This is a genomic window from Streptomyces sp. NPDC047515, assembly GCF_040643055.1.
In the GTDB taxonomy this organism is placed as follows: domain Bacteria; phylum Actinomycetota; class Actinomycetes; order Streptomycetales; family Streptomycetaceae; genus Streptomyces.
Genome location: NZ_JBEYTM010000063.1, coordinates 18620 through 44667, shown reverse-complemented (window position 1 = coordinate 44667; position 26048 = coordinate 18620). Strand labels below are relative to the sequence as shown.

Here is a 26048-nt window from a genome sequence, read left to right as displayed (position 1 = left end):
GAGGGCGAACTCCCCTATGCCAGACGGCTTCTGCCCGCACTGGACACGACGATGCTCCTGCTGGCCGACGCGGCCTTCGACGGCAACGAGTTCCTCGACACCGTCCATCGGAGCGGGGCGCGGTTCCTGGTCCGTTCCGGGGCCCGCCGCGTCCCCACCCCGGTCGCGCACCTGGGCGACGGCTCCTACCTCGCCCGCATCGGCTACGGCGTCCTGCCCAAACTGCTGCCGGTGCGCGTCATCGAGGCCGCCCTCACCGTCACCCTGGCCGACGGCACCGTGCGCACCGAGCAGTGGCGGCTGATCACCAACCTGCTGGATCCCGTCCGCTACCCGGCGGCCGAACTCGTCGATCTCTATCACCGCAGGTGGGAAGCGGAAACCGCGTATTTCTCGATCAGGGCGACGATGCTCGACGGCCGTGTCCTGCGCTCCCGCAGCATCGACGGCCTCGACCAAGAGGTCTACGCCCTGCTCACCACCTACCAGGCCCTGACACGCGCCGGCAGCGACGCTCTCACGGGCCACCCGGAGATCCCCCACCAGCGGATCAGCTTCACCGTCACGCTCACCGCTGCCGCCGATACTGTCACCGCCGCCCGCGGAATCTTCCCCGAGACAGTCGTCGGCCTGGTCGGCGCGATCGGCCGGGCCGCCCTGGACGACCTCCTACCCGCCCACCGCCGTCAACGCGTCAAGGCCCGCACCCGCAAGAACCCCACCAGCAAGTACGGACCCAACGCCGGACAGCACCCCCAGCAAGCCCAGAACTACACCGTCCGCGCCGACATCGGATTCTTCGAGCACGGCCTCAGCAGCCGCTCAAGGCGCTAACGCGACGGTGTTGGACTCTCAGTACCAAGGCGATCAAGGCGGTCGACAACATCGGCATCGAAGCCGCGGTCGCCCGCCTATCTTGTTGAATATGGATGTCGTTTTCGACTATTGTCTGATTGTCGCATTGGCGACCGCGTGCGTGGCTGCAGGGGAGGGGCCCTCATGACCTTGACGGACCGAGCGTCCGGAGCCGGGAGAGTCAGTGCGGAGCGGGATCGGCGCGTGGGGGCGGGACAGTGCGTGCTGCTCGCCGCGCCGGCCGTCTTCGACCAGGACGAGGAGGACGGGCTCGTGCTCCTCCTCGCCGAGTGGCCGTCGGCGTCCCAGTCGGACGCCGTACGCGACGCCGTGTGGGCCTGCCCTGCCGGGGCGCTCACACTGCGGTAGTCAGCAGTCGGTCCGGTTGTGGCGAGGTCGGTACAGCTCGTCAGCACGCGCTCGTCGTCCACCAGCCACCTCCCAGTGCTTTGGCATCACTTCACGCGCCGCGGACGTCTCCCGGTGCTCGGTTGAGTTCAGCAGAACGTCAAGGAGAAGCATGTCCAGACAGATCGATCGCCGTGTCTTCCTCCGCCGCGGCGCGGCGGGTGCCGCGGCTCTGGCGGTGGGACCCGGCCTGCTGGCGGCGTGCTCCACCGACGAGCCCGGCTCCGACCGGAAGTCCGGGTCAGGTTCCTCGCCCCGCTCGGGCGGCACGCTACGGGCCGCCTTCGTCGGAGGCGGCGCTTCCGAGACGCTCGACTTCTTCAACGGCCCGTCCGCTCTGGACCTGGTGCGCGCCCGGGCCTGGCACGGCACCCTGGGCAACCTGGACCCCAGCGGGCCCGACGGGGTGCGCTACGGCGTGCTCAAGGGCATCGACATCTCCGACGACCTGTCGACCTACACGCTGCATGTGCGGCCCGGCGTCCGCTTCACCGACGGCTCCGAACTGACCTGCGCCGACATCCTGCACTCGCTCAGCGCCCTCGCGGCGCAGAGCAAACTGCCCGTGTACCGTCTCGCCGCCGCCAACTTCGACCTCGCACACGCCAAGGCCGACGGTGACCTGAAGGTCGTACTGCCCACCCTGCGGCCCATCGCTGACGGCCGGATGATCCTCTGCCAGGGCAACTTCCTCGTCGTCAAGGACGGAACCAAGAGCTTCCGCAAGGGCATGCCCAGTTGTGGCCCCTTCCGGCTGACCGAGTTCACGGCCGGCCAGGGATCGGCGTTCGAGCGCTACGACGACCACTACGGTCACGTGCCCCATCTGGACGGCCTGGAGCTGCGGTCGATCGCGGACTCGACCGCCAGGGCGGGCGCGCTCACCAGCGGTGAGATCGACTTCGTCCATGACCTCTCACCCGTTACCGCGCGCACGCTGGACGGCAACGGGAAGGTCGAACTCGTCCCCACGAAGAGCCCCTATCTCGTCGGCCTCTCCTTCCAGATGAACATGAGCGTCAAGCCCTTCGACGACCCGCGGGTGAGGGAGGCGTTCAAGCTCGCGGTCGACCGGGAGGCCATGGTGAAGACGGTGTTCTACGGCAACGCCGAGGTCGGCAACGACCTGCCCTCCATGGGCTTCTCCGACTACGCGGAGAGCCTGCCCCAGCGCGCCCACGACCCGGAGCGGGCCCGTGCACTCCTCAAGGAGGCCGGGGCCGACGGGATGAAGGTGACGCTGACGACCGGCCCCGAGACGCCGGGCATGGTGGAGATGGCCGCCCTCTTCGTCGAGGACCTCAAGAAGGTCGGCGTCCAGGCTTCGGTCCGCGAACTGCCCGCGGGACAGCTTTACGCCGACTTCCCCGCGTACGCGGCGCTGCCGCTGGTCGGTTCGTACCAGATACCCATTCCCGCACTGTCGACCTACCAGATGAGCACGGCGGGCGGATCGCCGTCGGCGTTCGGCTGGAAGGAGGCCGGGACCGACGCCCTTGTCGCCAAGGCCCGCGCCGAGAGTGACAAGGCCGAGGCCAAGAAGCTGAGCACGCAGGCGCAGCGCCCGCGCTGGGAGGACGGCAACCAGGTGTTGCCGGTCTTCAAGCCGAACCTGAACGCCCAGGCCCAGGGGGTCAGCGGGATACGCGACGATCTCTTCGAGCAGTTCCCCGGCTTCTCCCAGGCGTCGCTGGCGTGAGCCTGGTCGCGTTCATCGGCCGTCGCCTCGCGGGGGCGGCCGTCCTGCTGGTGCTGCTGTCGGCCGCGATCTTCGCGGCCACGGCGGTCCTCCCGGGAGACGCCGTCAGCGCGGTCGCCGGGGTGGACGCGTCCGAGGCCCAACGCGCCGAGGTCCGAGCCGAACTCGGGCTGGACCGGCCGGCCGCCGAGAGGTACGTGGACTGGGTGGCCCGCGCGGTCCGGGGGGACCTGGGCCACGGCTTCGTGGGGGAGCGGCCGGTCGCCGAGGTCCTCGCCACCCGCCTGCCCAACAGCCTGCTGCTTGCCGGACTGACCCTCGCGGTCACCGCGCCGCTCGCCGCGCTGCTGGGCCTGTGGACCGGGTTGCGCGGGGGCAGTGCCGACCGCCTGGTCTCGACATCGGCCCAGATCCTCGCCGCCGTACCCGAGTTCGTCATCGCCGCGCTGCTCGTCGCCGTACTGGCGGTGTGGCTGGAGGTCCTCCCACGCGTCTCCGTCATCCCCCTGGGAGGTGCGCCGCTCGACGCCCCGCGCGCGCTGATACTGCCCGTGCTGACGCTCAGCGCGGTTGGTCTCGCGGTGGCCACCAGGCTGCTGCGGGTCTCCGTCGCGGACACGGCGGCCACCCTCTACTGCGAAGCCGCACGGCTCAACGGCGTACGCGGCGTGCGGCTCGCGGTCCGTCACATCCTGCCCAACGCCGCCGGACCCGCCGTTCAGGCGCTCACCCTCACCACAGGGGCGCTGGTCGGCTCGGCGGTGGTGGTGGAGAACGTCTTCGACTACCCGGGCATCGGCCGGGAGCTGCAACTGGCCGTCGCGGCACGGGACGTACCGATGGTGCAGGGCATCGCCACCGCTTTCGTCGCGGTGATGCTCACGGTGCTGCTGCTGGGTGACATCTGCGCGCGTCTGCTGGGCGCACGGGAGGAGAACGGCCGATGACGACGGTCCTGACCCCACCGCGGAGGCGGACACGCACGGCCCGTCCCGGCGCGCCCGGTCGCCGCCGACCACTGCTCCTCACCGGGGCGGGCACACTGCTCGTCCTCCTGCTCGCCCTGCTGGGACCGCTGGCCGCGCCGCACAGCCCCACCGCGCAACTCGCGGCGCCCTTCCAGCAGCCGGACGGTCAGTTCCTCCTCGGCACCGACGTGCTGGGCCGGGACGTGGCGAGCCGGGTGCTCAGCGGCGGCCGCACCATCGTGCTCACCGCGCTGGCGGGGACGGCGGCGGCCGGAGCCGTCGGGATGACCGCCGGCGTCCTGGCGGCCATGGTGTCCCGCAAGTTGGGCGACCTGCTGATCCGCTGCGTGGACGCCCTCGCCGTCCTCCCCGCCCCCCTGGTCGTCCTCGTCCTGGCCGCCGGATTCCCCGGCAGTGACACGGCCCTCCTGGCAGCCGTCGCCCTGGCCACCGCGCCCTTCTCGACCCGGGTGCTGCGTGCCGCGGCGGACACGGTCCTGCACAGCGGATACGTCGAGGCCGCCTTGGCCCGGGGCGACACCCGGCGGGCCGTTCTGCGCCACGACGTGCTGCCCAACATCGCCGGACCGGTCCTGATGGACACCGCGCTGCGGTTGGTCGCCTCCCTGCACCTCACCGCAACCGCGGGCTTCCTCGGTCTCGGACAGGGAGGGGCGGCGCCGGACTGGGGTCGCATGGTGAGCGAGAACGTTCCCGGGGCGACACTGGCCGCCACGCCGTTCCTCGCTCCGGCGCTGCTGCTGGTGCTGCTGTCCGTCTGTGTCGGCCTGCTGGCCGGACGGCTGGCGGACGCGGTGGGGCGGGGTGCCGCATGACCGGCCAGGTGACCGCCCGCCTGTCAGGCGTCGGTCCGCTTGCCGAGATCAGCGGGCTGACGCTCGGCCCGGCGGCCGGAGGGCCGCCCGTCCTGCACGACGCCTGCCTCTGGGTGCCGCGCGGGCAGGTGCTGGGGGTCGTAGGCAGGTCGGGATCGGGTAAGAGCAGCCTGGCGTACAGCCTCCTCGGACATGTCCGCCCTGGCCTGGAGGTCCGTGGCGGAACCGTCCGGGTGGCCGGCCTCGATCCGTTCGACGGCGCGGACGCCCGTCGCCTGCGCGGCCGGGTGGTGTCCTTCCTGGGGCAGGACCCCGCCTCGTCGCTCAACCCCGCGCTCCGGATCGGCACGCAGATCGCCGAGGCGGTGCGCCTGCGCTCGCCCGTGAAGGGTGGAGACGACGTCCGTGCTCGGGTCGGGGAACTCCTGATGTCCGTGCGACTGCCGGATGACCGGGCGTTCCGGAGACGGCTGCCCCGGCAGCTGTCGGGAGGACAGGCCCAACGCGTTGCCCTCGCCCTCGCGTTGGCGGGCCGACCCAGCCTGCTGGTCCTCGACGAGCCCACCAGTGGCCTGGACCCGGTCCTGGCGGACGGGATGCGTGGTCTGCTGGCCGAGGTCCTGTCCGAGGGGGACCGTGCCGCGTTGCTGGTCAGCCACGCCCCGGCGTGGATCGCGTCCGTGGCGGACGACGTGATCCGCCTGGACGGGGGCCGGATCGTCGCGGGCGGGGTGCCGGGGGCGTCGTCGCCCGTCCTGCCGTCCGGGAGTTCCCGGACCGGTGGCCCCCGCTCCAAGGCCCCACGCGTCGCTGCCGCTGACCCCGCCGTCGTCGGCCGGCTGTTCGTGCGGAGCCTGTACGCCGCCCATGGGCGGGTTTCCGCGTTGCACGACGTTTCCCTCACCGTTCCGGCGGGCTCCTGCACCGCCGTCGTGGGTCCGTCGGGGTCGGGGAAGACCACCCTTGCCCGATGTCTCGCGGGGCTTCACCCGCCCGCACGGGGCAGTGTCGACTGGCGGGACGACGGTGCGCAGCGGGGGCGCGGGGCTCCCGTGCAACTCGTCGCGCAAGACGCCCACGGCGCTCTCAACCCACGGGAATCCGTGGGCGACGCGCTCATGCGCCCCCTCCGGGGGGTGCGCAGCCGGTCAGCCCAGGAGGCGTCTTGCGAAACCGTGCGACTGGTCGGACTGGTCGGGCTGGGCGCGGATGTACTGACACGCCGGCCGGGGGAGTTGTCGGGCGGCCAGCGTCAACGCGTCGCACTGGCACGGACACTGGCCGCCGAGCCGCGCGTCCTGGTCTGTGACGAGATCACCTCGGCGCTGGACCCGGAGACGGCGAGCGGGGTCCTGGACCTGCTGGACTCGCTGCGACGGGCGACGGGCCTGACGGTCGTGATGGTGACGCACGACCTGGCGGCCGCGGCCGCTCGCGCGGAGCAGGTCGTCGTCCTGGACGCGGGACGGGTGGTCGAAGCCGGACCTGCCGACCGCGTGCTGGTGACCCCGGAGCACCCCGTCACCCGGGAACTGCTTGCCTGCGAGGACGGTCCCGCCCTCGCCGTGCCGGAGTAGCGGCGGGTGAGGGCCTATGGCCGGCAGGAGGAGCGCCCCGCCCACAGGGCGCTCCTCCGCGCCACGTCTCACGGCCGGAGCAACTCCCGTGCCAGCGCCGCCTTGTCGACCTTCCCGACGGCGGTGAGCGGGAGGCCGGGCACCTGGACGACCTCGTCCGGCGTCTTGTATCCGGCCAGCCCGCGCTCTTTCAGATGGGCGGCGACCTCCCGCGCGCCGGGGGCCGCGCCCGCGCAGACGACGAAGGCGACGGTCCGCTCACCCCGCCGCTCGTCCGGCACACCGACCAGCGCCGCCGCCGTGATCGCCGGATGCGTCAGCAACTGCTCCTCCACCTCGACCGCGGCGATCTTCTCGCCGCCACGGTTGATCTGGTCCTTGATCCGCCCCACCACCACGAGGTGCCCGGTCGGCAGACGCCGCACCACGTCACCGGTCCGGTAGTAGCCGTCCGGAGTGAACGCCGTGCGGTTGTACTCCTCGGCGCGGTAGTAGCCCCGCAGCGTGTACGGGCCCCGAGTGAGCAGCTCGCCCGCCGTACCGTCCGGCACGGGCCTGCCGTCGGTGTCCACCACGAGGACCTCGTCGTCCGGCGAGACGGGCCGGCCCTGCGTGGCGCAGACGAGGTCTTCGGAGTCGTCGAGGCGGGTGAGGTTGATCAGTCCCTCCGCCATGCCGAAGACCTGCTGCACGGTCACCCCGAGTGCCGGTCCGAGCTTCCGCGCGTGGTCCTCCGGCAGCCGCGCCCCGCCGACCTGCACCACCGCGAGACTGCCCAGGTCCCAGGAACCGGAGGCGGCCTCGTCCGTCCAGTGGGTGACGAGCGGCGGAGTCAGGGAGGTCAGGGTCACACCCTCCCGCTCGACAAGGGTGAACGCCGTCTGCGGACTGGGGTCCGGTGCGACCACGACGGTCCCTCCGGCCATGAGGGTGCCCAGCACACCGGGGCAGGCGAAGGTGAAGTTGAACCCGATCGGCAGCACCGCCAGGTAGACGGTTCCCGCGTCGAGCGCGCAGACCTCGGCGCAGGCGCGCGCGTTGTAGGCGTAGTCGTGGTGCGTCCGTGGGATGAGCTTGGGAAGCCCTGTGGTGCCGCCGGACAGCAACAGGAGGGCGACATCCGAGGGGTCCGCTCCGCCGTCGTCGGCGCCGGGCACGGACAGGGCCTCCGTCGCGGTGAGGCCGGACGCGGACGGTTGGTCCACCCGCAGCGACTCGAACGGGACGAAGCCGTCGTCCGGGCCGGGATCCCCGACCACGACGACGTGCCGCAGCGAGCCGCCGGGCCCCTGCTCCGCCCGCACCTCGCGCATCAGCTCCCGGTGGTCGAACCGGGCGTGCCGGTCCGGCACCACGCAGGCCACGGCATCCGCAACGCGCACCAGATGGCCGATCTCCCGGCGCCGGTGGCCGGGCATGGCGTGCACCGGAACCGCCCCGAGCCGCTGCAACCCGAACCAGACGAGCACGAACTCGGCGCAGTTGGGGAGCTGGACCACGACGTGGTCACCCCGCCCGATACCGAGCCCGCGCAGTCCGCGGGCGACGCGGTCGGCCTCGGCGTCCAGATCGGCGTAGCTCCACCGCCGGTCCCCGTCGACCAGGGCCACACGGCCTCCATGGTGGGCTGCCGCTTGGCGCAGGCGGGTGCCGAAGGTCACTTCCTGCCAGTGTCCGGCGGCCCGGTAGTGCGCTGATTCCGCCTCGGACCAGGTCTTTTGAGCGTCGGTCATGGGTTTTTGCCTCTCATTGCCGGGCCTCGGGCTCTGGCTCCGAGTCTCGTTGTGTGACTACGATGTGAAGTGTAGAAATGATAATCATTTCAATCTAGGGTGGGGTCGGCCCTCCGCGAGGGAGGTCCCGGCGCCCACCCTCGCCCCGGCTCCAGCCCCGTCCGACCGGAAGGTCTCAGCAGTGAGTGATGAAGCAGTCGTCCAGGCACGGACAGCGGAAGGTGACACCGGAAGCCGTGGCCTTCCCGCGTCGGCGGCGGTGCGTGAAGCGGTGGCACGTGCGCTGGAGATCGCGCCACAAGAGCTGGACGACGACCGGGACCTCTTCGAACTCGGCCTCGACTCACTGATGTTGATGTCCCTGGTCGGCGCATGGCGGCGCCAGGGCAGCACGGTCACCTTCCAGGACCTCACCCGCAGCCCGACTCTGGGGGCGTGGACGGCCCTGCTCGGGCAGGAGCGTCACGGCGACGCGCCCGCCACCGTGCGGCCCGCCCCGCCCATGGCGCTCGACGCGGCGGTGGCCGAGGCGCAGACGGATACGTTCCCGCTGGCCACGATGCAGCACGCCTACTGGGTCGGACGCCAGGACGGTCAGCCCCTGGGCGGCGTCGCCGCGCACTTCTACGTCGAACTCGACGGCCACGAGGTCGATCCGGTCCGGCTCGACACCGCCCTGCGGGCTCTCGTGCGGCGGCACGGCATGCTGCGGGCCGTCTTCGACGAGGAGGGCCGCCAGCGCTTCGGTGCTCCGGGCGCCCCGCTCACCGTTCACGATCTGCGTGAGCGCACCGCCGACGAGGCCGAGTCCGCGCTGGAGGCGCTGCGCGAGCACAACACCCACGCGCGCCCGGACATCGCCGCCGGCGACGTTTTCCGCGCGGCCCTGTGTCTGCTCCCCGATGGCAGGACCCGCCTGCAGATCGACCTGGACATGATGGCCGGCGACGCGCTGAGCCTGCGGGTCCTCCTGTCCGACCTGCGCCGCTTCTACGACTGTCCTGACGACCCGCCGCGCGAACTCGGCCTGGACTACCGCCGGTACCTCGCGGAGCACGACGTCCGGCGAAGGGCGGAGCGCGAGCAGCACGCCGTCTGGTGGCGGGAGCGCCTGCCGGATCTGCCCCGCGGCCCACGGCTGCCGACGACCGTCGACCCGCTCACCCCGGTCCGTGCGGACGACAGCGTGCTGACCCACTCCCGCCGCCTGCACCACTGGCTCGGCCCCGCTGAGAAGGCGGCACTCATCAGCGCTGCCCGACGGCACGGCATCACCCCCGCCGCCGCTCTCGCCACCGCCTTCGCCGAGGTCATCGCCGCCTGGAGCGACAGCCCGCGCTTTCTCCTCAACCTCCCGCTGTTCGACCGGGAGATGTTCACCCCGGAAGTCGCCCGTCTGGTCGGGGACTTCAGCAGCTCGGTCCTGCTCGACGCGGACATGAGCGCACTCCTGCCGTTCTCCCGTCAGGCCCGCGGTCTCCAGGAGCGCCTGCAGGAAGGCATCTCCCACGGCGCGTACGGCGGCGTCGAGGTGCTGCGCGACCTCGCCCGCGCCGAGGGCTCCCCGGTGCTGGCCCCGGTCGTCTACACCAGCGCCATCGGGCTGGGCGAGATCTTCGAGCAGGACGTCCAGAAGTCCTTCGGCCGCCCCTCCTGGATCATCTCCCAGGGCCCCCAGGTCTACCTGGACGCCCAGGTCACCGAACTCGACGGCGGCCTCCTCCTCAACTGGGACGTACGGGACGGCGTGTTCGAGGCCGGCGTGCCCGACGCCGCATTCGACGCCTACCGCGGCCTCATGACCCGCCTCCTGACGGACCCCGACGCCTGGGCCCGGCCGATGGACGGCCTGCTCGCGCCCGACGTCCTGCCCCGGCGTGCGGTGGCGGCCCAGCCTCCCGCCCCTGTCCCGGACCGTGCCCTGCACACCCGCTTCTTCCGGATCGCCGAGACCGAGCCGGGCCGCACCGCGGTCGTCCGCACCACCGGCGACACGCTCACCTACGGCGAACTCGCCCACGCGGCACGCCGGATCGCCACGATGCTGCGCGACCACGGCGTACGGGAGGGCGACACCGTCGCGGTGACCCTGCCCAAGGGCGCCGACCAGATCACCGCGGTCCTCGGCATCCTGGCCGCGGGCGCGGCCTACGCCCCCGTCGGCGTGGAACAGCCCGCCGTACGCCGGCAGCGCATCCACTCCGTCGCCGATGCGTCCGCCGTGCTCACCGATCGGGACCACGCCCACCTCTGCGCGGACGTCTCCCCAGCCCCCGTGCTGCTCCTGGAGGACGCGTCGGGGGCCGAGCCCGCACCGGTCGTCCAGCCGGAGCCCGCCCTGCCCGCCTACGTGCTGTTCACGTCCGGCTCGACGGGGCTGCCCAAGGGTGTCGAGGTGTCGCACCGGGCGGTCGTCAACACGATCGAGGCGATGGAGGAGCAGCTCGGCCTCGGTCCCTCGGACCGTACTCTCGCGATCTCCGCGCTGGACTTCGACCTCGCCACCTGGGACATCTTCACCCCGCTGTCCCTCGGCGGACAGGTGGTCGCCGTAGGACAGGAGCACCGCCGGGACGCCCACCACTGGGCGCGGCTGGTGCGTACGCACGGGGTGACGCTGGTGCAGTGCGTGCCCGCCCTGCTGGACCTGCTGATGGCCGCCGGAGAGGGCGAGGGCCTCGGAGACTCCCTGCGCATGGTGCTGCTCGGCGGGGACTGGGTAGGGCTCGACCAGCCCCGCAGGCTGCGCTCCCTCGTGCCCGGCTGCCGTTTCGTGGCACTCGGCGGCATGACGGAGGCCGCCGTCCACTCCACGGTGTTCGAGGTGGCGGAGACCGACCCGGCCTGGAAGTCCGTCCCCTACGGCGTTCCCCTGCGCAACATGCGGGCCCGCGTCGTGGACGGACGGGGACGCGACTGCCCCGATCTCGTCCCCGGCGAGCTGTGGATCGGCGGCCCCGGTGTGGCGAACGGCTACCGTGCGGACCCCGAGCGCACGGCGGAACGCTTCGTCGAGCACGACGGTGAACGCTGGTACCGCAGCGGCGACCTGGCCCGTTACCGGCCCGACGGGGTGCTGGAGTTCCTCGGCCGCGCCGACCACCAGGTGAAGATCGGCGGCCACCGCATCGAACTGGGCGAGGTCGAGTCCGCGCTGGAGGACGACCCCGCCGTCCTGCACGCGGTCGCCACCGTCCTCGACACACCGGCGCGTCACCTCGCCGCGGCCGTGTCCGACCGCAGCGGGGCGACCGACCCGGACGAGGTCCGCCTCCGGGTGGCGGAACGACTGCCCGCCTACATGGTCCCCGAGCGCGTCCTCGTCCTGCGCGACCTGCCGTTGACCGCCAACGGCAAACTGGACCGGGCTGCTGTCCGCCAGGCGCTGAACGAGGCCGCCGGCCAGGACGGACCTCGCACGTCTCCACCGGTAGGCCCGGTGGAGACCGCCGTAGCGGCCGAGTGGGCCGAACTGCTCGACGTGGCCCAAGTGGGGCGCGAGAGCAGCTTCTTCCTGCTGGGTGGCGACTCGCTCGTCGCGACGCGCATGATCGGCCGACTGCGTGCCGCCGGTTTTCCCGGCGCCCGCGTGGCCGACCTCTTCGCCCGCCCGGTACTCCAGCACTTCTGCGAGACGCTGCATCCCGCGACGACCGCCGACGACGAGCAGGTATCGGCCACCGGCCCCGTCCTCGTGCCCGACCCGGACCACGCCCACGAGCCCTTCCCGCTGACGGACGTCCAGGCCGCGTACCACACCGGCCGCGACCCCCGTTTCACCCTCGGAGGCGTCGGCACCTGGCACTACACGGAGTTCGACGGCACGGACGTCGACCTGGACCGGCTGGAGCACGCCTGGAACACCCTCGTCCGGCGGCACGGCATGCTCCGGGCGGTCGTCGAGGACGGACACCAGCGGGTCCTGCCCGAGGTATCGCCGGTGCGCATCCCGGTGGAGGACGCCCGTGCCGGCGGCGCGGCCGAGGTCCTGGCCGGCCTGCGCACCCGCCTGTCCCACCAGGTCCGCGATCCCGCCCGGTGGCCGCTCTTCGCGGTCGAGGCGGTGCGCTACCGCGAAGACCAAGGTGCCGAGGAGAACGATGGCGAGGTACGGACCCGTATCGGCGTCGGCCTGGACTACCTCGTGCTCGACGCGCTCTCCATCACCACGCTCTACGCCGAACTCAACGCTCTCTACGCCGACCCGGACCACGAACTACCGCCCGTAGACGTGTCGTTCCGCGACTATCTGACCCGCCTCCCGGCGGACCCGGAGTCCGCCGGGCGGGCCCGCGCCCACTGGCAGGCCCGCCTGTCCGAACTGCCGCCCCCTCCCGCCCTGCCCTTCGACCAGGACCCGGCGACGCTCGACGCGCCAGCCTTCACCCGGCGCCGGCTGGGCCTGCCCGCCGAGGACTGGCAGGCCGTCAAGCGGAGCGCGGCCCGGCACGGCCTGACCCCCTCCACCGTCCTGCTGGCCCTGTACGCGGAGATCCTGGCGGCCTGGAGCGGCACCGACGCCGTGACCGTCACGCTCACCCTCTTCAACCGGCGCGACGTCCATCCCCACATCCACCGGGTGCTGGGCGACTTCACCTCTCTGTCCCTCGCGGGTCACCGGCGCGAGGGCGCGTCCTGGCTTGCGGCGGCGGTCGCGCTGCAACGCCGTCAGGCGGAGGACCTCGACCACGCCGACGTGCCGATCGACTGGCTGCTGCGGGAGTTCGGCCGCCGCACGGGCACGGTCGACGCCGCCGCACCCGTGGTCTTCACCAGCGCCATCGGCGTCGGTGACGCGACGCTGGCCGGACCGGGCACCGGCTTCCCCGCGAAGGTCTGGGGCATCTCCCAGTCCCCGCAGGTCTGCCTGGACAACCAGGTCACCGAGGAGTCCGGGAATCTGATCGTCACCTGGGACGCCGTGGAGGAACTGTTCGCCGAGGGCGTGCTGGACGCGATGTTCGCCGCCTACGAACGTCTGCTGCGACACCTCGTGGCCGGTGACTGGGAGGCACCGCTCCCCGACCTGCTGCCCGCCCCTCAGTACGAACGGCGGGCTGCCGCCGCACGGGAGGCCGCCCTGGAACCGGTGACGCCGCGCCCGCTGCACGAGACGTTCTTCACCCACGCGACGGCCACCCCCGACCGCACCGCCCTCGTCACGACGGCGGGGGAGGAGGTGACTTACGGAACCCTCGCCGAACAGGCGCTGCGCACCGCCGCCGCGCTCGGCGACGCGGGCGTACGGCCGGGCGGCCTGGTCGCGGTCACCCTGCCCAAGGGCCCGGAACAGATCGCGGCGGTCCTCGGCGTCCTCGCGGCCGGCGCCGCCTACGTTCCGCTGAGCCTCGAACAGCCCGCCGCACGGCTGGAGCGGGTGCACGCCACCGCCGGTTTCCCCGTCGTCGTGGGCAGTTGGCCTGCCGTGGAAGGAGGCGGTCCCCGCCCCCTGTCCTTCGCGGATACGCAGGGCCGTGAGCCGCTGCCCGCGCCGTGTGAAACGTTCCCCCAGGCGCTCGCCTACGTGATCTTCACTTCGGGTTCCACGGGCGAGCCCAAGGGAGTCGAGATCTCCCACGCCGCCGCCTGGAACACGATCGCGGACGTCAACGCCCGGCACGGCATCACCGGGGACGATCGCGTTTTCGCCCTGTCGGCACTGGACTTCGACCTGTCCGTGTACGACGTCTTCGGCCTGCTCGCCGCGGGTGGCTCCCTCCTGCTGCCCACCGAGGACCAGCGCCGGGAACCGGCCCGCTGGCCGAGTCTGCTCGACCGGTACGGCGTGACCGTCTGGAACACCGTCCCCGCCCTGCTCGACCTGCTGCTCGACGCCGACGAACAAAGCGGACCGGACGGTGGTCGGACAGGAAAGCTGCGGACCGCACTGGTCTCCGGCGACTGGATCGGCCTCGACCTTCCCGCCCGGCTGCGGGCCCGGACCGCGCGGCCCTGCGCCTTCGTCGCCATGGGCGGAGCCACGGAAGCCGCCATCTGGTCCAACACCCTCACCGTCGCCGAGCTGGACCCCAGGTGGGTGTCCATCCCCTACGGACGTCCCCTGACCGGCCAGCACTACCGCGTGGTCGACCGGGACGGGCGGGACTGTCCCGACTTGACGCCCGGCGAACTGTGGATCGGCGGCCGGGGACTGGCACGCGGCTACCTGGCCGACCCGGTCCGCACCGCCGAGAAGTTCGTCGAACAAGACGGGCGACGCTGGTACCGGACGGGTGACCTGGGCCGGTTCCGGGGCGACGGACTGCTGGAGTTCCTCGGCCGGCTCGACAGCCAGCTCAAGATCGCCGGCCACCGCATCGAGGCGGGCGAGATCGAGGCCGCGCTGGAGGCACACCCGGCCGTCGCGCGGGCCGCCGTCGTGGCCGTGGGGGAGCGCACCGCCAAGCGCCTGGTCGCCTTCGCCGTACCGCAGGACCTCACCGTGGGCAGCGCACCCGCTGACAAGCCGGTTCCCACCGAGTCCGTCGCGCCCGTCGAGCACCCCGAACTCACCGAGAGCCTCTTCGGCCTGCTGGCGGAGCGGGTGCCGGTCTACGCCGTCCCGTCCCGCATCCTGCTCCTGCCCGCCCTGCCCCTCACCGCGAACGGCAAGGTCGACCGGGCAGCCTTGGCCGGCCTGGCGGGACCGGAGACGGTGTCCGTGGGTGCCGAGCCGCCACGGGGCGAGACCGAGACGGCCCTCGCCGCGCTCTGGCACGAGTACCTGCCGCACTGGGCGCCGGACCGCAACGCCAACTTCTTCACCGTCGGTGGCGACAGCCTCACCGCGCTGCGCCTGCTCGCCGCGATCGAGCGCCGCCTCGGGGCCACCGTGCCCGTCCGCCGCTTCTTCGCCGCACCGACCATCGCCGCGCTCGCCGCGGACGTCACCCGAACGATCGCGGCCCACGCGACCGCCTACGAGACCGGAGAGCTGTGAACATCGCTGAACTGCTGGCCCGATACGCCGACGAGGGCGTGGTGCTGTGGGCCCAGGACGGACAACTGCGTTTCCGGGCCCCCCAGGGCCGGCTCACCGACACGCACCGAGCCGAACTGCGCACGCACAAGGAAGCCATCCTCCGCCACCTGGAGGCCGGGGAGCCCGCCCTGCGCGGCGACCCCGACAACCGCCACGAGCCCTTCCCGCTGACGGACATCCAGGCCGCCTACCTCATCGGCCGCACCGACGCCTACGCCTACGGAGGTGTCGGCTGCCACGCCTACGTCGAACTGGAATACCCCGACCTCGACGTGGACCGCGTCACTGCCGTGTGGCGGGAGCTGGTCCAGCGGAACGACATGCTGCGCGCCGTCATCCACCACGACGGCTACCAGCAGGTCCTGCCCGACGTGCCCGCCCTCTCCGTCGGGGCCGACGACCTGACCGCGCTCCCGGCGACCACCGCCGAGGCGGAGGTGGAGCGAACCCGAGCGCGTCTGTCCGCCCGCGAGGCGCCCACCGACCAGTGGCCGCTCTTCGACGTGCACGTGACCCGGACCGCCGAGCGGGCCGTGCTCCACCTCGCTTTCGACATGCTCGTCGTCGACCACGCCAGCCTGCGCATCCTGCTCGCCGAGTTCCAGCGGAGCTACGGCGGTGCCGCCCTCTCCGAGGCACCGCGGATCACCTTCCGCGACTACGTCCTGGCCCGCCGGGCTCTCGCCGACACCGACGGCTACGCCCGCGACCGCGCCTACTGGACCGAACGGCTCGACACCCTGCCGTCCGCCCCCGAGCTGCCCCTCGCGGAAGCCTGGGAGGCCGCCGTGAGCGGCTCGGGGGAAGCGGGCCGCCCCCCGGCTTCCGGTGACGCGGTGACGTTCCGCCGGCTGGAGGTTCTGCTGGCCGCGGCCGACCGGGACCGGCTCACCGAGCGGGCCGCGCGGCGCGGGCTGACCGTCTCGACGGCCCTGCTCACGGCGTACGTCGAGACGGTGGGAGCCTGGTCGCGGACCAGCCGGTTCACGCTCAACGTGCCCACGGTCGACCGACCCGACCTGCATGAGGACATCGACCGTCTCATCGGTGACTTCACCTCGCTCGAACTGCTCGCTGTCGACCTCGACGCCCCGGCCACCTTCGCCGAGCGGACCAGGTCGGTGGGGCAGCAGCTCCTCGAAGACCTGGCACACCCGCTGTTCACCGGCTCGGAGGTGCTCGCCGAGCTCTCCCGCAGGGCCGGCGCCCCGGTGCTGATGCCGGTCGTCTTCACCAGCGCCCTGGGCAACGGCGTCACCTCCGAGGGCGTACCCCCCGAGGTGACGTACGCCGTGACCCGGACGCCACAGGTATGGCTCGACTGCCAGGTCATGCACCGGGGTGACACGCTGAGCTTGTCCTGGGACATCCGGGAGGGCGCGCTCAGCGCGGGCGTCGCCGACGCCATGTTCGAGGCGTACACGGCACTCGTGCGGTCGCTGTCGGCCAAGGGCGAGGCCGGTGAGGCCGCCTGGGGCGCACCGGCCGGCATCCCCCTGCCCAAGGCGCAGGCAGCGCGCCGGAGCAGGGCCAACGCGACCGAGGGACCCCTGCCGGACGCCCTGCTCCACGACCCCGTACTGGCCCAGGCACAGGCCACACCGGACGCGATCGCGGTCCGCACACCCGAACTGGCCCTCTCCTACCGGCAGCTCCTCGCCCGCGCGAGCGCACTCGCCGAGGCGCTGATGGTGTCCGGACTGCGCCCCGGCGAGCCGGTGGCCATCTGGATGGACAAGGGCTGGGAGCAGGTCGTCGCCGTCTTCGGCACCCTCATGGCGGGCGGCGCGTACCTGCCCGTCGACACGGCCCAGCCGCCGGCCCGCAGGGACACGATCATCGCGGACGCGGGCGTCCGCACGGTCCTCACCCAGTCCTGGCTCGCCGAACTCGAAGACCTCCCGGCGAGGGTGTCGGCCGTCGCCGTGGACCTCGTCGAGGAAACCACCGTGGAGAGTACGAGCGCCATCGCCCGCCGGGATCCGGACGACCTCGCCTACATCATCTACACCTCGGGCTCCACCGGCACGCCCAAGGGCGTGATGATCAGCCACCGGGCCGCCCTCAACACCGTCGAGGACATCAACCGCCGCTTCGCCGTCACCGAGCGCGACCGCGTCCTCGGCATCGCGGGCCTCGGCTTCGACCTGTCCGTCTACGACCTGTTCGGGCCGCTCGCCGTGGGCGCCACCCTGGTCCTGCCCCAGGCCGACCGGCGCGGAGACCCCTCCCACTGGGCCGAACTCGTCCGCGACTTCGGCGTCACGGTGTGGAACTCCGTGCCCGGCCAGCTCCACATGCTGTGCGACTGGCTCCGCTCCGAGCCCACCGAGGACGGCTCGCTGCGGCTCGCGCTGATATCCGGCGACTGGATACCGGTCGCCCTGCCCGACCAGGCCCGTGAACTCCTGCCGGGGCTGGAGATCATCTCGCTCGGCGGAGCCACCGAAGGCTCCATCTGGTCCATCGCCCACCCGATCGGTGAGGTGGACTCCACTCGCCCGAGCATCCCGTACGGCAAGCCCCTGACCAATCAGACGTTCGCCGTGCTCGACCGGCATGTGCGGCCACGGCCCGAATGGGTTCCGGGCGAGCTGTACATCGGCGGCACAGGCGTCGCCCTGGGCTACTTCGGCGACGAGGACCGCACGGCACAGCGGTTCCTCACCGACCCCGTCACCGGCCGGCGGCGCTACCGCACAGGCGACCTCGGGCGGTACCTCCCCGACGGGACCATCGAGTTCCTGGGCCGGGAGGACGCCCAGATCAAGATCCGCGGTTACCGCGTCGAACTCGCCGAGGTGGAGGCCGCTGTACAGGCCCACCCGGCAGTGGCGGCGGGCGCTGTCGTCGTCGACGACTCGGCGGCGGGCGGACGACGCCTGGCCGCGTTCGTGGAGATGGCACGCAAGGACGGCGAGACGGCGCGCGCAGAAGGAGGTACGGCGCGCAAGGACGGCGGTGAGCCTGCCGCGACGAGCAGGGAACGGGCGCGCGCCGCGGCCGCCGACGCCGTACGCGAAGCCGCCACGGCCGTCGACGCCGCACGGCTCAAGGACTTCCTGGCCGCCCTCGACGAGGTGGCGCTCGCCGAGATGACCCGCGTCCTCGCGGCCTCCGGGGTGTTCGCCGAGGGCGCGGCACGCACGGCGGAGGAGGTGGGCACGGCCCTACGCGCCACACCCCGCCACCGGCACATCGTGCGGCGCTGGCTGCGCGCCCTGGCCGCACGGGACCGGCTCACCCACCAGGACGCGGACGACACCTACGCCGCCCTCGTCCCTGTCCCCGAGCCCGAGGCGGAACACGGCTGGCGGCTGGCCGCCGAACTGGAACACGAGATCGGGTGGAGCACCGAGCTGCTCACTGTCATGCGCACCTGCGCCGCGCGGCTGCCCGAGCTGATCTCCGGGGAGGCCGGCATCCGGGAACTGCTCTTCCCCGGCGCCGCGACGGAGGCCGCGGACGCCGCCTACCGCGACAACCTCGCCATCCGGCACCTCAACCGCGCGGTGGTCGCCGCGCTGCGCGAGATCGCCGCGAGCCACACCGGCGAGGAGCGGCTGCGCGTGCTGGAGGTCGGCGGCGGTGTCGGAGGCACCACCGGCGAACTGGTGCCCGTTCTCGCCGAGTACGGGGTCGACTACCTGTTCACGGACGCCTCGGCGTTCTTCCTGGGCGAGGCCCGCGAACGCTTCGCCGATCACACCTGGGTCCGGTACCAGCGCTTCGACGCGGACGAGGACCCGCGCGCCCAGCACTTGCTGCCCAACACCTTCGACGTCGTGGTCTGCGCCAACACGCTGCACGCCGCCGCCGACGCCGACGCCGCCGTGGGCCGGCTGCGGGAACTGCTCGTCCCCGGCGGACAGCTCGTGTTCGTGGAGAACACCCGCGACGAGAACCTCCCGCTGCTGGTCTCCATGGAGTTCCTGGAGGTCGCCGGCCGGACGTGGACCGACGTGCGCGAGCACACGGGCCAGTCCTTCCTCACCCACACGCAGTGGCGTGAACTTCTCGACGGGCAGGCCGCGTCCGAGGTCACCTCGCTGCCCGACCCCCAGGACGCCCTGGCGCTCACCGGGCAGGAGGTCTTCTTCGCCACGATGAAGGACGACCGGCACCATGTGCCGGTGGGGGAACTGGCCCGCATGGCGGCCACCCGGCTCCCGGAGTACATGCTCCCCTCGGCGTGGCAGGTCGTCGACTCCCTGCCCCGCACGGCGAACGGCAAGACCGACCGCGCGCGCCTGCGGTCCTGGCTGCCCCGGGAGAGCGCACCGGTCGTCGTGGACGAGCGACCGAAGGACGAGCTGGAGAACAGCCTGGCCGACCTGTGGACGGAACTCCTCGCGGTCGAACGCGTCACCCGCAACGACGACTTCTTCGACCTCGGCGGCGACTCTCTCCTGGTGGCCCGGATGGTGGGCCGACTGCGCGAACGCGTACCGCAGGCGGCGGACCTGGAGTGGGAGGTCGTCCTGCGTCACATGCTGCGCCGCCCCACGGTCGCCGGTCTCGCCGGGTTTCTGCGCGGCCTGACCGGGCCGGAGGACGCGCCGGCGTCCGGTGCCGTGCGCACGGACCCGGTGATCCATCTGCACGGCGCCCGTTCGGACGACGAGCCGACGACCGTGCTGGTGCACGCGGGAACCGCGACGATCATGCCGTACCGGGCGCTGATCACCGAGATCAGGCGCCGCTCGCCTGGCCTGGCCGAGGTCGTCGGCGTGGAGGTCCCGGACCTGAACGGGTTCCTCGCCGCCCCGCCGGAGGGACTCATCGAGCAGATGGCGGCCGACTACGCACGGGCCCTGAGGGCGGACGGGCGGAGCCGCTTCCACGTCGTCGGCTACTGCCTGGGTGGTCTGATCGCCACCGAGGTGGCCCGCAACCTGGCCGAATCCGGGGCAGAGGTGGAGAGCCTCACCGTCATCAGCAGCCACAGCCCCCGCTTCCGGCTGGACGACGAACTGCTCGCCGAGTACTCCTTCGCCGTCATGATGGGCATCGACCCCGCCGACCTCGGCTTCCCGGACGACCAGTACCGGGTGGCCGCGGCGGCCGACGCCGTCCTGGCCGGCAGCCCCGGCGTCCTGCCGGACGGCGGACTCGCCGCGCTGCCCGAGGAGTTCGAGGACGTCGCGAGCTGCTTCCGGCGACTCGCCGATGTGCCTCGCGCCACCCGAATCGCCCGGATGTGCGAGGCGGTGCCCGCTTCGGCCGGCACCTACGAGCCCGACCACATGACGCGGCTCTTCCTCGCCTTCCGGCAGAGCGTTTTCGCCATCACCCGGTACGAGGCCGAACCCTACGCGGGCGACATCACCTTCCTGCGGCACGACGGCGCCTACCCCTTCCCGGGAAGCAAGGACGCCGTCACCACCTACTGGGAGGAACTCACCCTGGGCGACCTGGACATCGTCGACATCGGCGGCGACCACTACAGCTGCCTGTCCGTCGAGCACGCGCCCGGCATCCTCAAGACACTCGGTGAGCTGACCCAGGGGGCGATCACCCGATGACACGGAACACGAAGACCGGGAACAAGCCCCTGATCGGGGTTCTGGGCGCCTCCGGGGCGGTCGGCCGGGCCGCCGTACGGGAACTGCGCGCTCTCGGCCGCACCGGGCTCCGCCTGGGCGGCCGGACCGCGGCGGCCCTCTGCGCGGTTGCCGAGGAGGACCCCACCAGCCATGACGAGACCGTCTGGGCGGACGCCACCGCACCGGACGGCCTGAGCGCCTTCACCGAGGGCTGCGACATCGTTCTCAACTGCGTCGGCCCCACCTACCTGCTGCGCGCCACGGTGGCCTCGGCGGCACTCGCCGCCGGAGCACACTGCGTCGACGTGGCAGGGGACGACCCGGCCGCCGAGGACCTCCTCAAGGACGGCGATCCGGCCCGCGACGGCCGCACGGTCGTCCTGTCGGCGGGAGCCCTGCCCGGGCTGTCGAGCCTCCTGCCCCGCTGGCTTGCCCGGCAGGGCCTGGACAGCGCCTCCGCGCTGACCGCGTACTGCGGTGGCCTGGAGACCTGCTCGCCGACGGTGGCGCGCGACCTCATGCTCTCCCTCACCTCCGGAGGCGCGGACGGTGCGGCCTACGGCGAAGTGCTGGCGGCCGTCCGCGGCGGCCGGCGTGTCCCCCGCGCGCTGCGCATCGCCGAGGACGCCGAACACGGGGCCTTCCCGGGCCGGGTGGCCCTGCAGCCTTACCTCAGCGGGGAGAGCGAACGGCTCTCCACCACCCTCGGCCTCGACCGGCTCGACTGGTACAACGTCCACCCCGGTCCCGCCGTACGCGCGCTGCTCAGCCTGCTGCCGGGCCGCCTCGCCGCCGGGGACGACCCTGCGGAGCTGGCGGAGAGGCTGATCCTCGCCGCCGACCTCGACCTGGCCGGACGCAGGCCCTACTACGTCATGGACTTCACACTGACAGGCACCGCGTCCGGGCAGCCGGCCGCGGCGGGACTGACGCTGCGCGCGGCCAGCAGCTACCGGCTCACTGCGACCGTGGGCGCGCTGGCGGCGGACGCGGTGCTCCGGGCCGAGGTTCCGGCGGGCGTGCACTTCGCCTGCGACGTGCTGGACCCCGACACCGTGGTGCGGCACCTGCACTCCCATGGGGCCGCGGACCTCCGGCTCAGCGGAGCGGCGGCCGTCGCCGAACAGGTCGAAGAGGGGGTGCTGTGAGCGTCTCGACGCCGCTGCGCGTGCTGGTGTGCGGTACCAACTTCGGCCGTTTCTACGCCGAGGCGGTGCGCCGGCGCCCTGGATACGCCCTGGCCGGCATCCTGAGCCGGGGGTCGGTCGCCTCCCGTGCGTACGCGGAGAAACTGGGTGTTCCCTGCTACACGGACGTCAACGACCTCCCGGGCGACATCGACGTCGCGTGCGTGGCGGTGAGCTCCTCCATATCGGGCGGCGAGGGAACCGAGCTGGCCAAGGCGCTCATGGACCGCGGCATCCACGTGCTCCAGGAACACCCTGTCCACCTCACCGAGTTGACGGACAACCTCAAACACGCGCGCCGCCGCGGCGTTCAGTACCGCCTCAACACTCACTACCCGCACGTAGCTCCGGTCCGCGGCTTCATCGACGCGGTCCGCAGGCTCGTCGCACAACAGCGACCACTCTTCGTGGACGCCGCCACCCCGGTCCATTTGATGCACCCCCTGGTGGACATCCTGGGACAGGCGATGGGCGCCCTGCGTCCCTGGCGATTCGCGGACCCGGCACCACTGCCCGCCGAGATCGGTTCGCAGCCGTTCCGCTCCCTGCACGGAGTGTTCGCCGGCGTACCGCTCACCCTGCGGGTGCACCACCAACTCGACCCGTCCGACCGGGACAACCACGCCCTGCACTGGCACCGGATCTCCCTCGGCACGGAAGGCGGAGTCCTCACCCTGGCCGACACCCACGGGCCGGTCCTGTGGAGCCCCCGCCTGCACATCGGACGCGATGCCGACCGGCGCTTCGTCCTCGACGGGCCCGGCACCGGCCGCCTGGGGCTCGGTACCACGGCCGTCATCGGAAACACGGGAACTTTCCGGACCGTCTTCTCCGACCTGTGGCCGGAAGCGATCGGCAGCGCTCTCGACGGGCTCCGCGAGGCCGTCGCGCAGGGTGGCGACGCTCTGCGCACGGGGCAGTACGAGCTGGCCGTGTGCCGCATCTGGACCGACCTCGCGGCACGGCTCGGACCGCCCGAGATCGTCCGACCGGCTGTGCCGCGCCCCTTGGCGGTCAGCGACGTCTTCCCTGCTCCGGAACAGAACTGCGCCGAAGTGGACCGTGCCCGCGCCGATCGGAGCCCCACGGGAGCCCGTCGCGGCTCCGGGTTCCGGCGTCCGGACACGCTCCCCGGCAACGGGCGCGCTCCGGTGCGGGAACAGTCGGCCACGTCCCCTTGGCCGGCTGTTCCCAGCTCCGTGGGCGTCGCGGCCGAGTCGGACCCGCACCGTCGTGTGGGCACCATGCCCGGCATCGATCCGTCCGGCCTCGCGGAACCCTCGCCGTACACCCCGTCGGCGGAGTTCTTCGATCTCGTCGCAGCCGAGCACACCGCGACCTCAAGCGTTCCGGCCATCGTCGAGCTCTTGGCGGACGTCGACCTCAGTGGGGGGCCGGTGCTCGACATCGGCGCCGGCACCGGCCTGGTGACCGAGGCCGTCGCCCGGGCCAGGCCGGACGCGGAGATCCTCGCTTGCGAACCGGCGGTCGGCATGCGCGCCGTGCTCACCAGCCGGGTCTTCAGCGATCCGGACCTGCGTTCCCGGGTCACCATCACCGCGGACGCCGCTCCCGACCTGGACCTTCCGGACCAGGTCAGCGTCGTCCTGCTCTGCGGGGTCCTCGGCCACCTCGACGCGGACGGACGAGCCCGGCTGTGGCGGGAGCTGATCCGACGACTGGCCCCCGGCGGGCTCATCGTCGTCGAACTCATGCAGTTCGAGGAGCCGTTGACCCTCCCCGAGACCAGGCTCGCCACCGCCACCGCCGGACACCACCGCTACGAGTGGTCGTTCAGCGGAGCACCGGACGAGACGGAGGACGGCGTGATGCGCCTGCACTCCACCTGGCGGGTCTATCGGGACAGTGCCACGGAGGCGGAGCGCGAGGTGCACGACTCCTACCGTTGGGCGCCCTTCGCACTGAAGGACGTGATGGCCGAATCCGGCATGACCGCACGTGCCCTGCACACCCGCCCCGGAGCACCTCCGCTGGCCGTACTCACCCGGGCGCCGGACGCGCCGGAGACGGCGAACGAGCCGGGTCCGCCGAACGCGCGGACCGCGCCGGACGCCTCGGACTCCCCGCGCACCGCCACCCCCCTTGTCTCCTCCTTCACCGACAACTGAGGACCATCCATGACAACCCCCCTGTCCCCGACGTCGTCCGACACTCCCGACGGGCCCGCCGCCGATCCGGACCCCGCCGCCCTGCCCCGGGACTTCCCGATCCGGCGCGGCTGCCCCTTCACCGCACCCGCGGAGTACGACGTGATGCGCGTCGACGATCCGGTCGCCCGCGTCACCCTGCCGACCAAGCGGGAAGCCTGGGTGGTGACCCGCTACGACGACGTCCGCGAACTGCTCTCCGACCCCCGCGTCAGCGCCGACATCCGCCGCCCCAACTTCCCCGCGCTCGGCGAGGGCGAACAGGAGGCCGGGGCCAGGTTCCGGCCCTTCATCCGCACCGACGCCCCCGAGCACACCAAGTACCGGCGGATGCTCCTGCCGGTGTTCACCGTGCGCCGGGTCCGGGCGATGCGGCCCGCCGTGCAGGAACGCGTCGACGAGATCCTGGACGGCATGCTGGCCGCGGGCGGCCCGGCGGACTTCGTCTCCGCGTACGCCAACGCCATCTCCACCTCGGTCATCTGCGAACTGCTCGGCATCCCCCGGAAGAACCTGGAGTTCTTCCGCGACGTCACCCGGATCTCCGGCTCCCGCCACAGCACCGCCGAACAGGTCTCCGAAGCCCTCGGCGGCCTCTTCGGCCTGCTCGCCGAACTGGTGACAGAGCGGCGTGAAGAACCCCGCGACGACCTGATCTCCCGGCTCGTCACCGACCATCTGGCCACCGGCAACGTGACGATGGACCAACTGCTGTCCACCCTGGGCATCACGATCAACGCCGGCCGTGAGACCACCACCAGCATGATCGCCCTGAGTGCCCTGCTCCTCCTGGACCGCCCGGAGCTGATGGAGGAACTGCGCCGTGACACCTCCCTGATGCCCGCCGCCGTCGACGAACTCCTGCGCGTCCTGTCCGTCGCCGACTCCATACCGCTGCGCGTCGCCGCCGAGGACATCGAGCTGTCCGGCCGGACCGTGCCGGCCGACGACGGCGTCATCGCCCTCCTCGCCGGGGCCAACCACGACCCCGAGCATTTCGACGACCCGGAGCGGGTCGACTTCCACCGCACGGACAACCACCATGTCGCGTTCGGCTACGGAGTGCACCAGTGCATCGGGCAGCAACTGGCGCGGCTGGAGCTGGAGGTCGCCCTGGAGACGCTCATCCGCCGCGTCCCCACGCTCCGCCTCGCGGGGGACCGGGACCAGGTCGCCTTCAAGCACGACTCGGCCACCTTCGGCCTCGAAGAGCTGATGGTGACCTGGTGACCGCCCCTTTCCCGCCGAACGTCCCGGCCCGCTCGGCGCGCGCAGACAGCCCGTGGATCAGACGATGGAGCGACGGGCCCGCGTCCCGGCTCACGCTGATCTGCCTGCCTCACGCGGGCGGCAGCGCGGGCTTCTACCGGCCGTGGGCGGCCCTGATGCCACCCGAGGTCGAACTCGTCGCCATCCAGTACCCGGGCCGCGAGGATCGCCTCGGCGATCCGGGAAGCGTCGACATGGGCGAGCTGGTGACCGCGGTGGCCGACGCCGTCCAGCCCCTGCTCGACCGGCCGTACGCCCTCTTCGGACACAGCATGGGCTCCGCCGTGGCCTGGGAACTGGCCCACGAGCTGGGACGCCGCGGAGGCCCGGGCCCGCGCCGGCTCTTCGCGTCGGGCCGGGCCGCGCCCGGAACCGCGGTGACCGGGCAACTGCACCGCCAGGACGACGACGTCCTGTGCGCGGAACTGGGCCGGCTCGGCGGCACCAGCCGGGAGATCCTCGACGACTCCGGGCTGCGCTCCCTGATCCTCACGGCCGTGCGCCACGACTACCGGATCATCGAGACCTACCGGCCGGAAGGCCGACCGCCGCTGTCCTGCCCGATCCACGTGCTGACGGGCAACGCCGACCCGGAACTCGGTTCGGAACGCTGTCGCGTCCGGGCCGGCGGCTGGGCGGACCTCACCACCGCCCGTACCGAGGTACGCGCCTTTCCCGGTGACCACTTCTACCTCACCCCGCGACGGCGCGAGGTCGTCGCCGCCGTGCTGCGCAGGCTGGACCCCTCGCTGACCACGGGCGGCGCACGCGCCTGGCCGAGCACCCCGTGAGCCCCCACCGACCGGCCGTCCGCACCCGG

General features: G+C 72.4%; 13 protein-coding genes. 12 read left to right on the top strand and 1 reads right to left on the bottom strand.

The window, feature by feature from the left end; genetic code table 11:
- The 6 genes from ABZ826_RS33335 to ABZ826_RS33310 form a co-directional block, all read left to right on the top strand.
- Positions 1–834: transposase (locus tag ABZ826_RS33335; protein ID WP_361456882.1), on the top strand; the 834-nt coding region annotated here is incomplete at its 5' end.
- Between the two features lie 165 nt (positions 835–999).
- Entirely contained in the window at positions 1000–1224 is a 225-nt protein-coding gene (locus ABZ826_RS33330; protein WP_361456879.1) for a ferredoxin, read from the top strand.
- A gap of 151 nt (positions 1225–1375) precedes the next feature.
- Positions 1376–2962, top strand: coding sequence for an ABC transporter substrate-binding protein (locus ABZ826_RS33325; RefSeq protein WP_361456876.1), 1587 nt, complete (start codon positions 1376–1378; stop codon positions 2960–2962).
- The gene (locus ABZ826_RS33320; RefSeq protein ID WP_361456873.1) at positions 2959–3909 is read left to right on the top strand and encodes an ABC transporter permease; all 951 of its coding nucleotides are present in this window, start codon (positions 2959–2961) and stop codon (positions 3907–3909) included. The genes ABZ826_RS33325 and ABZ826_RS33320 overlap by 4 nt, the downstream gene beginning before the upstream one ends.
- Positions 3906–4766, top strand: coding sequence for an ABC transporter permease subunit (locus tag ABZ826_RS33315; RefSeq protein ID WP_361456870.1), 861 nt, complete (start codon positions 3906–3908; stop codon positions 4764–4766). Before ABZ826_RS33320 ends, ABZ826_RS33315 begins: the two co-directional genes overlap by 4 nt.
- Positions 4763–6343 carry an ATP-binding cassette domain-containing protein gene (locus ABZ826_RS33310; RefSeq protein ID WP_361456867.1) on the top strand — a complete coding sequence of 527 codons (1581 nt, stop codon included), beginning with the start codon at positions 4763–4765 and terminating at the stop codon, positions 6341–6343. The genes ABZ826_RS33315 and ABZ826_RS33310 overlap by 4 nt, the downstream gene beginning before the upstream one ends.
- 68 nt (positions 6344–6411) lie before the next feature.
- Here the strand turns inward: ABZ826_RS33310 and ABZ826_RS33305 are convergent, their stop codons facing one another.
- Positions 6412–8076 carry a (2,3-dihydroxybenzoyl)adenylate synthase gene (locus tag ABZ826_RS33305; RefSeq protein ID WP_361456864.1) on the bottom strand — a complete coding sequence of 555 codons (1665 nt, stop codon included), beginning with the start codon at positions 8074–8076 and terminating at the stop codon, positions 6412–6414.
- Between the two features lie 259 nt (positions 8077–8335).
- Here ABZ826_RS33305 and ABZ826_RS33300 point away from each other — a divergent pair, with 259 nt between their 5' ends.
- The 6 genes from ABZ826_RS33300 to ABZ826_RS33275 are packed head-to-tail and all read left to right on the top strand — an operon-like array spanning position 8336 to position 26019.
- The gene (locus ABZ826_RS33300) at positions 8336–15016 is read left to right on the top strand and encodes an amino acid adenylation domain-containing protein (protein WP_361456890.1); all 6681 of its coding nucleotides are present in this window, start codon (positions 8336–8338) and stop codon (positions 15014–15016) included.
- A complete protein-coding gene (locus ABZ826_RS33295) occupies positions 15013–20583 on the top strand; it encodes an amino acid adenylation domain-containing protein (RefSeq protein ID WP_361456861.1) in 5571 nt (1856 codons plus the stop codon). Before ABZ826_RS33300 ends, ABZ826_RS33295 begins: the two co-directional genes overlap by 4 nt.
- Positions 20580–21752: a saccharopine dehydrogenase NADP-binding domain-containing protein gene (locus ABZ826_RS33290; protein WP_361456858.1), complete on the top strand. Its 1173-nt coding sequence runs from the start codon at positions 20580–20582 to the stop codon at positions 21750–21752. The genes ABZ826_RS33295 and ABZ826_RS33290 overlap by 4 nt, the downstream gene beginning before the upstream one ends.
- Positions 21749–23920: a Gfo/Idh/MocA family oxidoreductase gene (locus ABZ826_RS33285; RefSeq protein ID WP_361456855.1), complete on the top strand. Its 2172-nt coding sequence runs from the start codon at positions 21749–21751 to the stop codon at positions 23918–23920. The genes ABZ826_RS33290 and ABZ826_RS33285 overlap by 4 nt, the downstream gene beginning before the upstream one ends.
- A 9-nt stretch (positions 23921–23929) precedes the next feature.
- Positions 23930–25189 (top strand): cytochrome P450, encoded by a 1260-nt coding sequence (locus ABZ826_RS33280; RefSeq protein WP_361456852.1) that lies wholly within the window; start codon positions 23930–23932, stop codon positions 25187–25189.
- Positions 25186–26019, top strand: coding sequence for an alpha/beta fold hydrolase (locus tag ABZ826_RS33275; protein WP_361456849.1), 834 nt, complete (start codon positions 25186–25188; stop codon positions 26017–26019). The genes ABZ826_RS33280 and ABZ826_RS33275 overlap by 4 nt, the downstream gene beginning before the upstream one ends.
- Positions 26020–26048 lie beyond the last annotated feature (29 nt).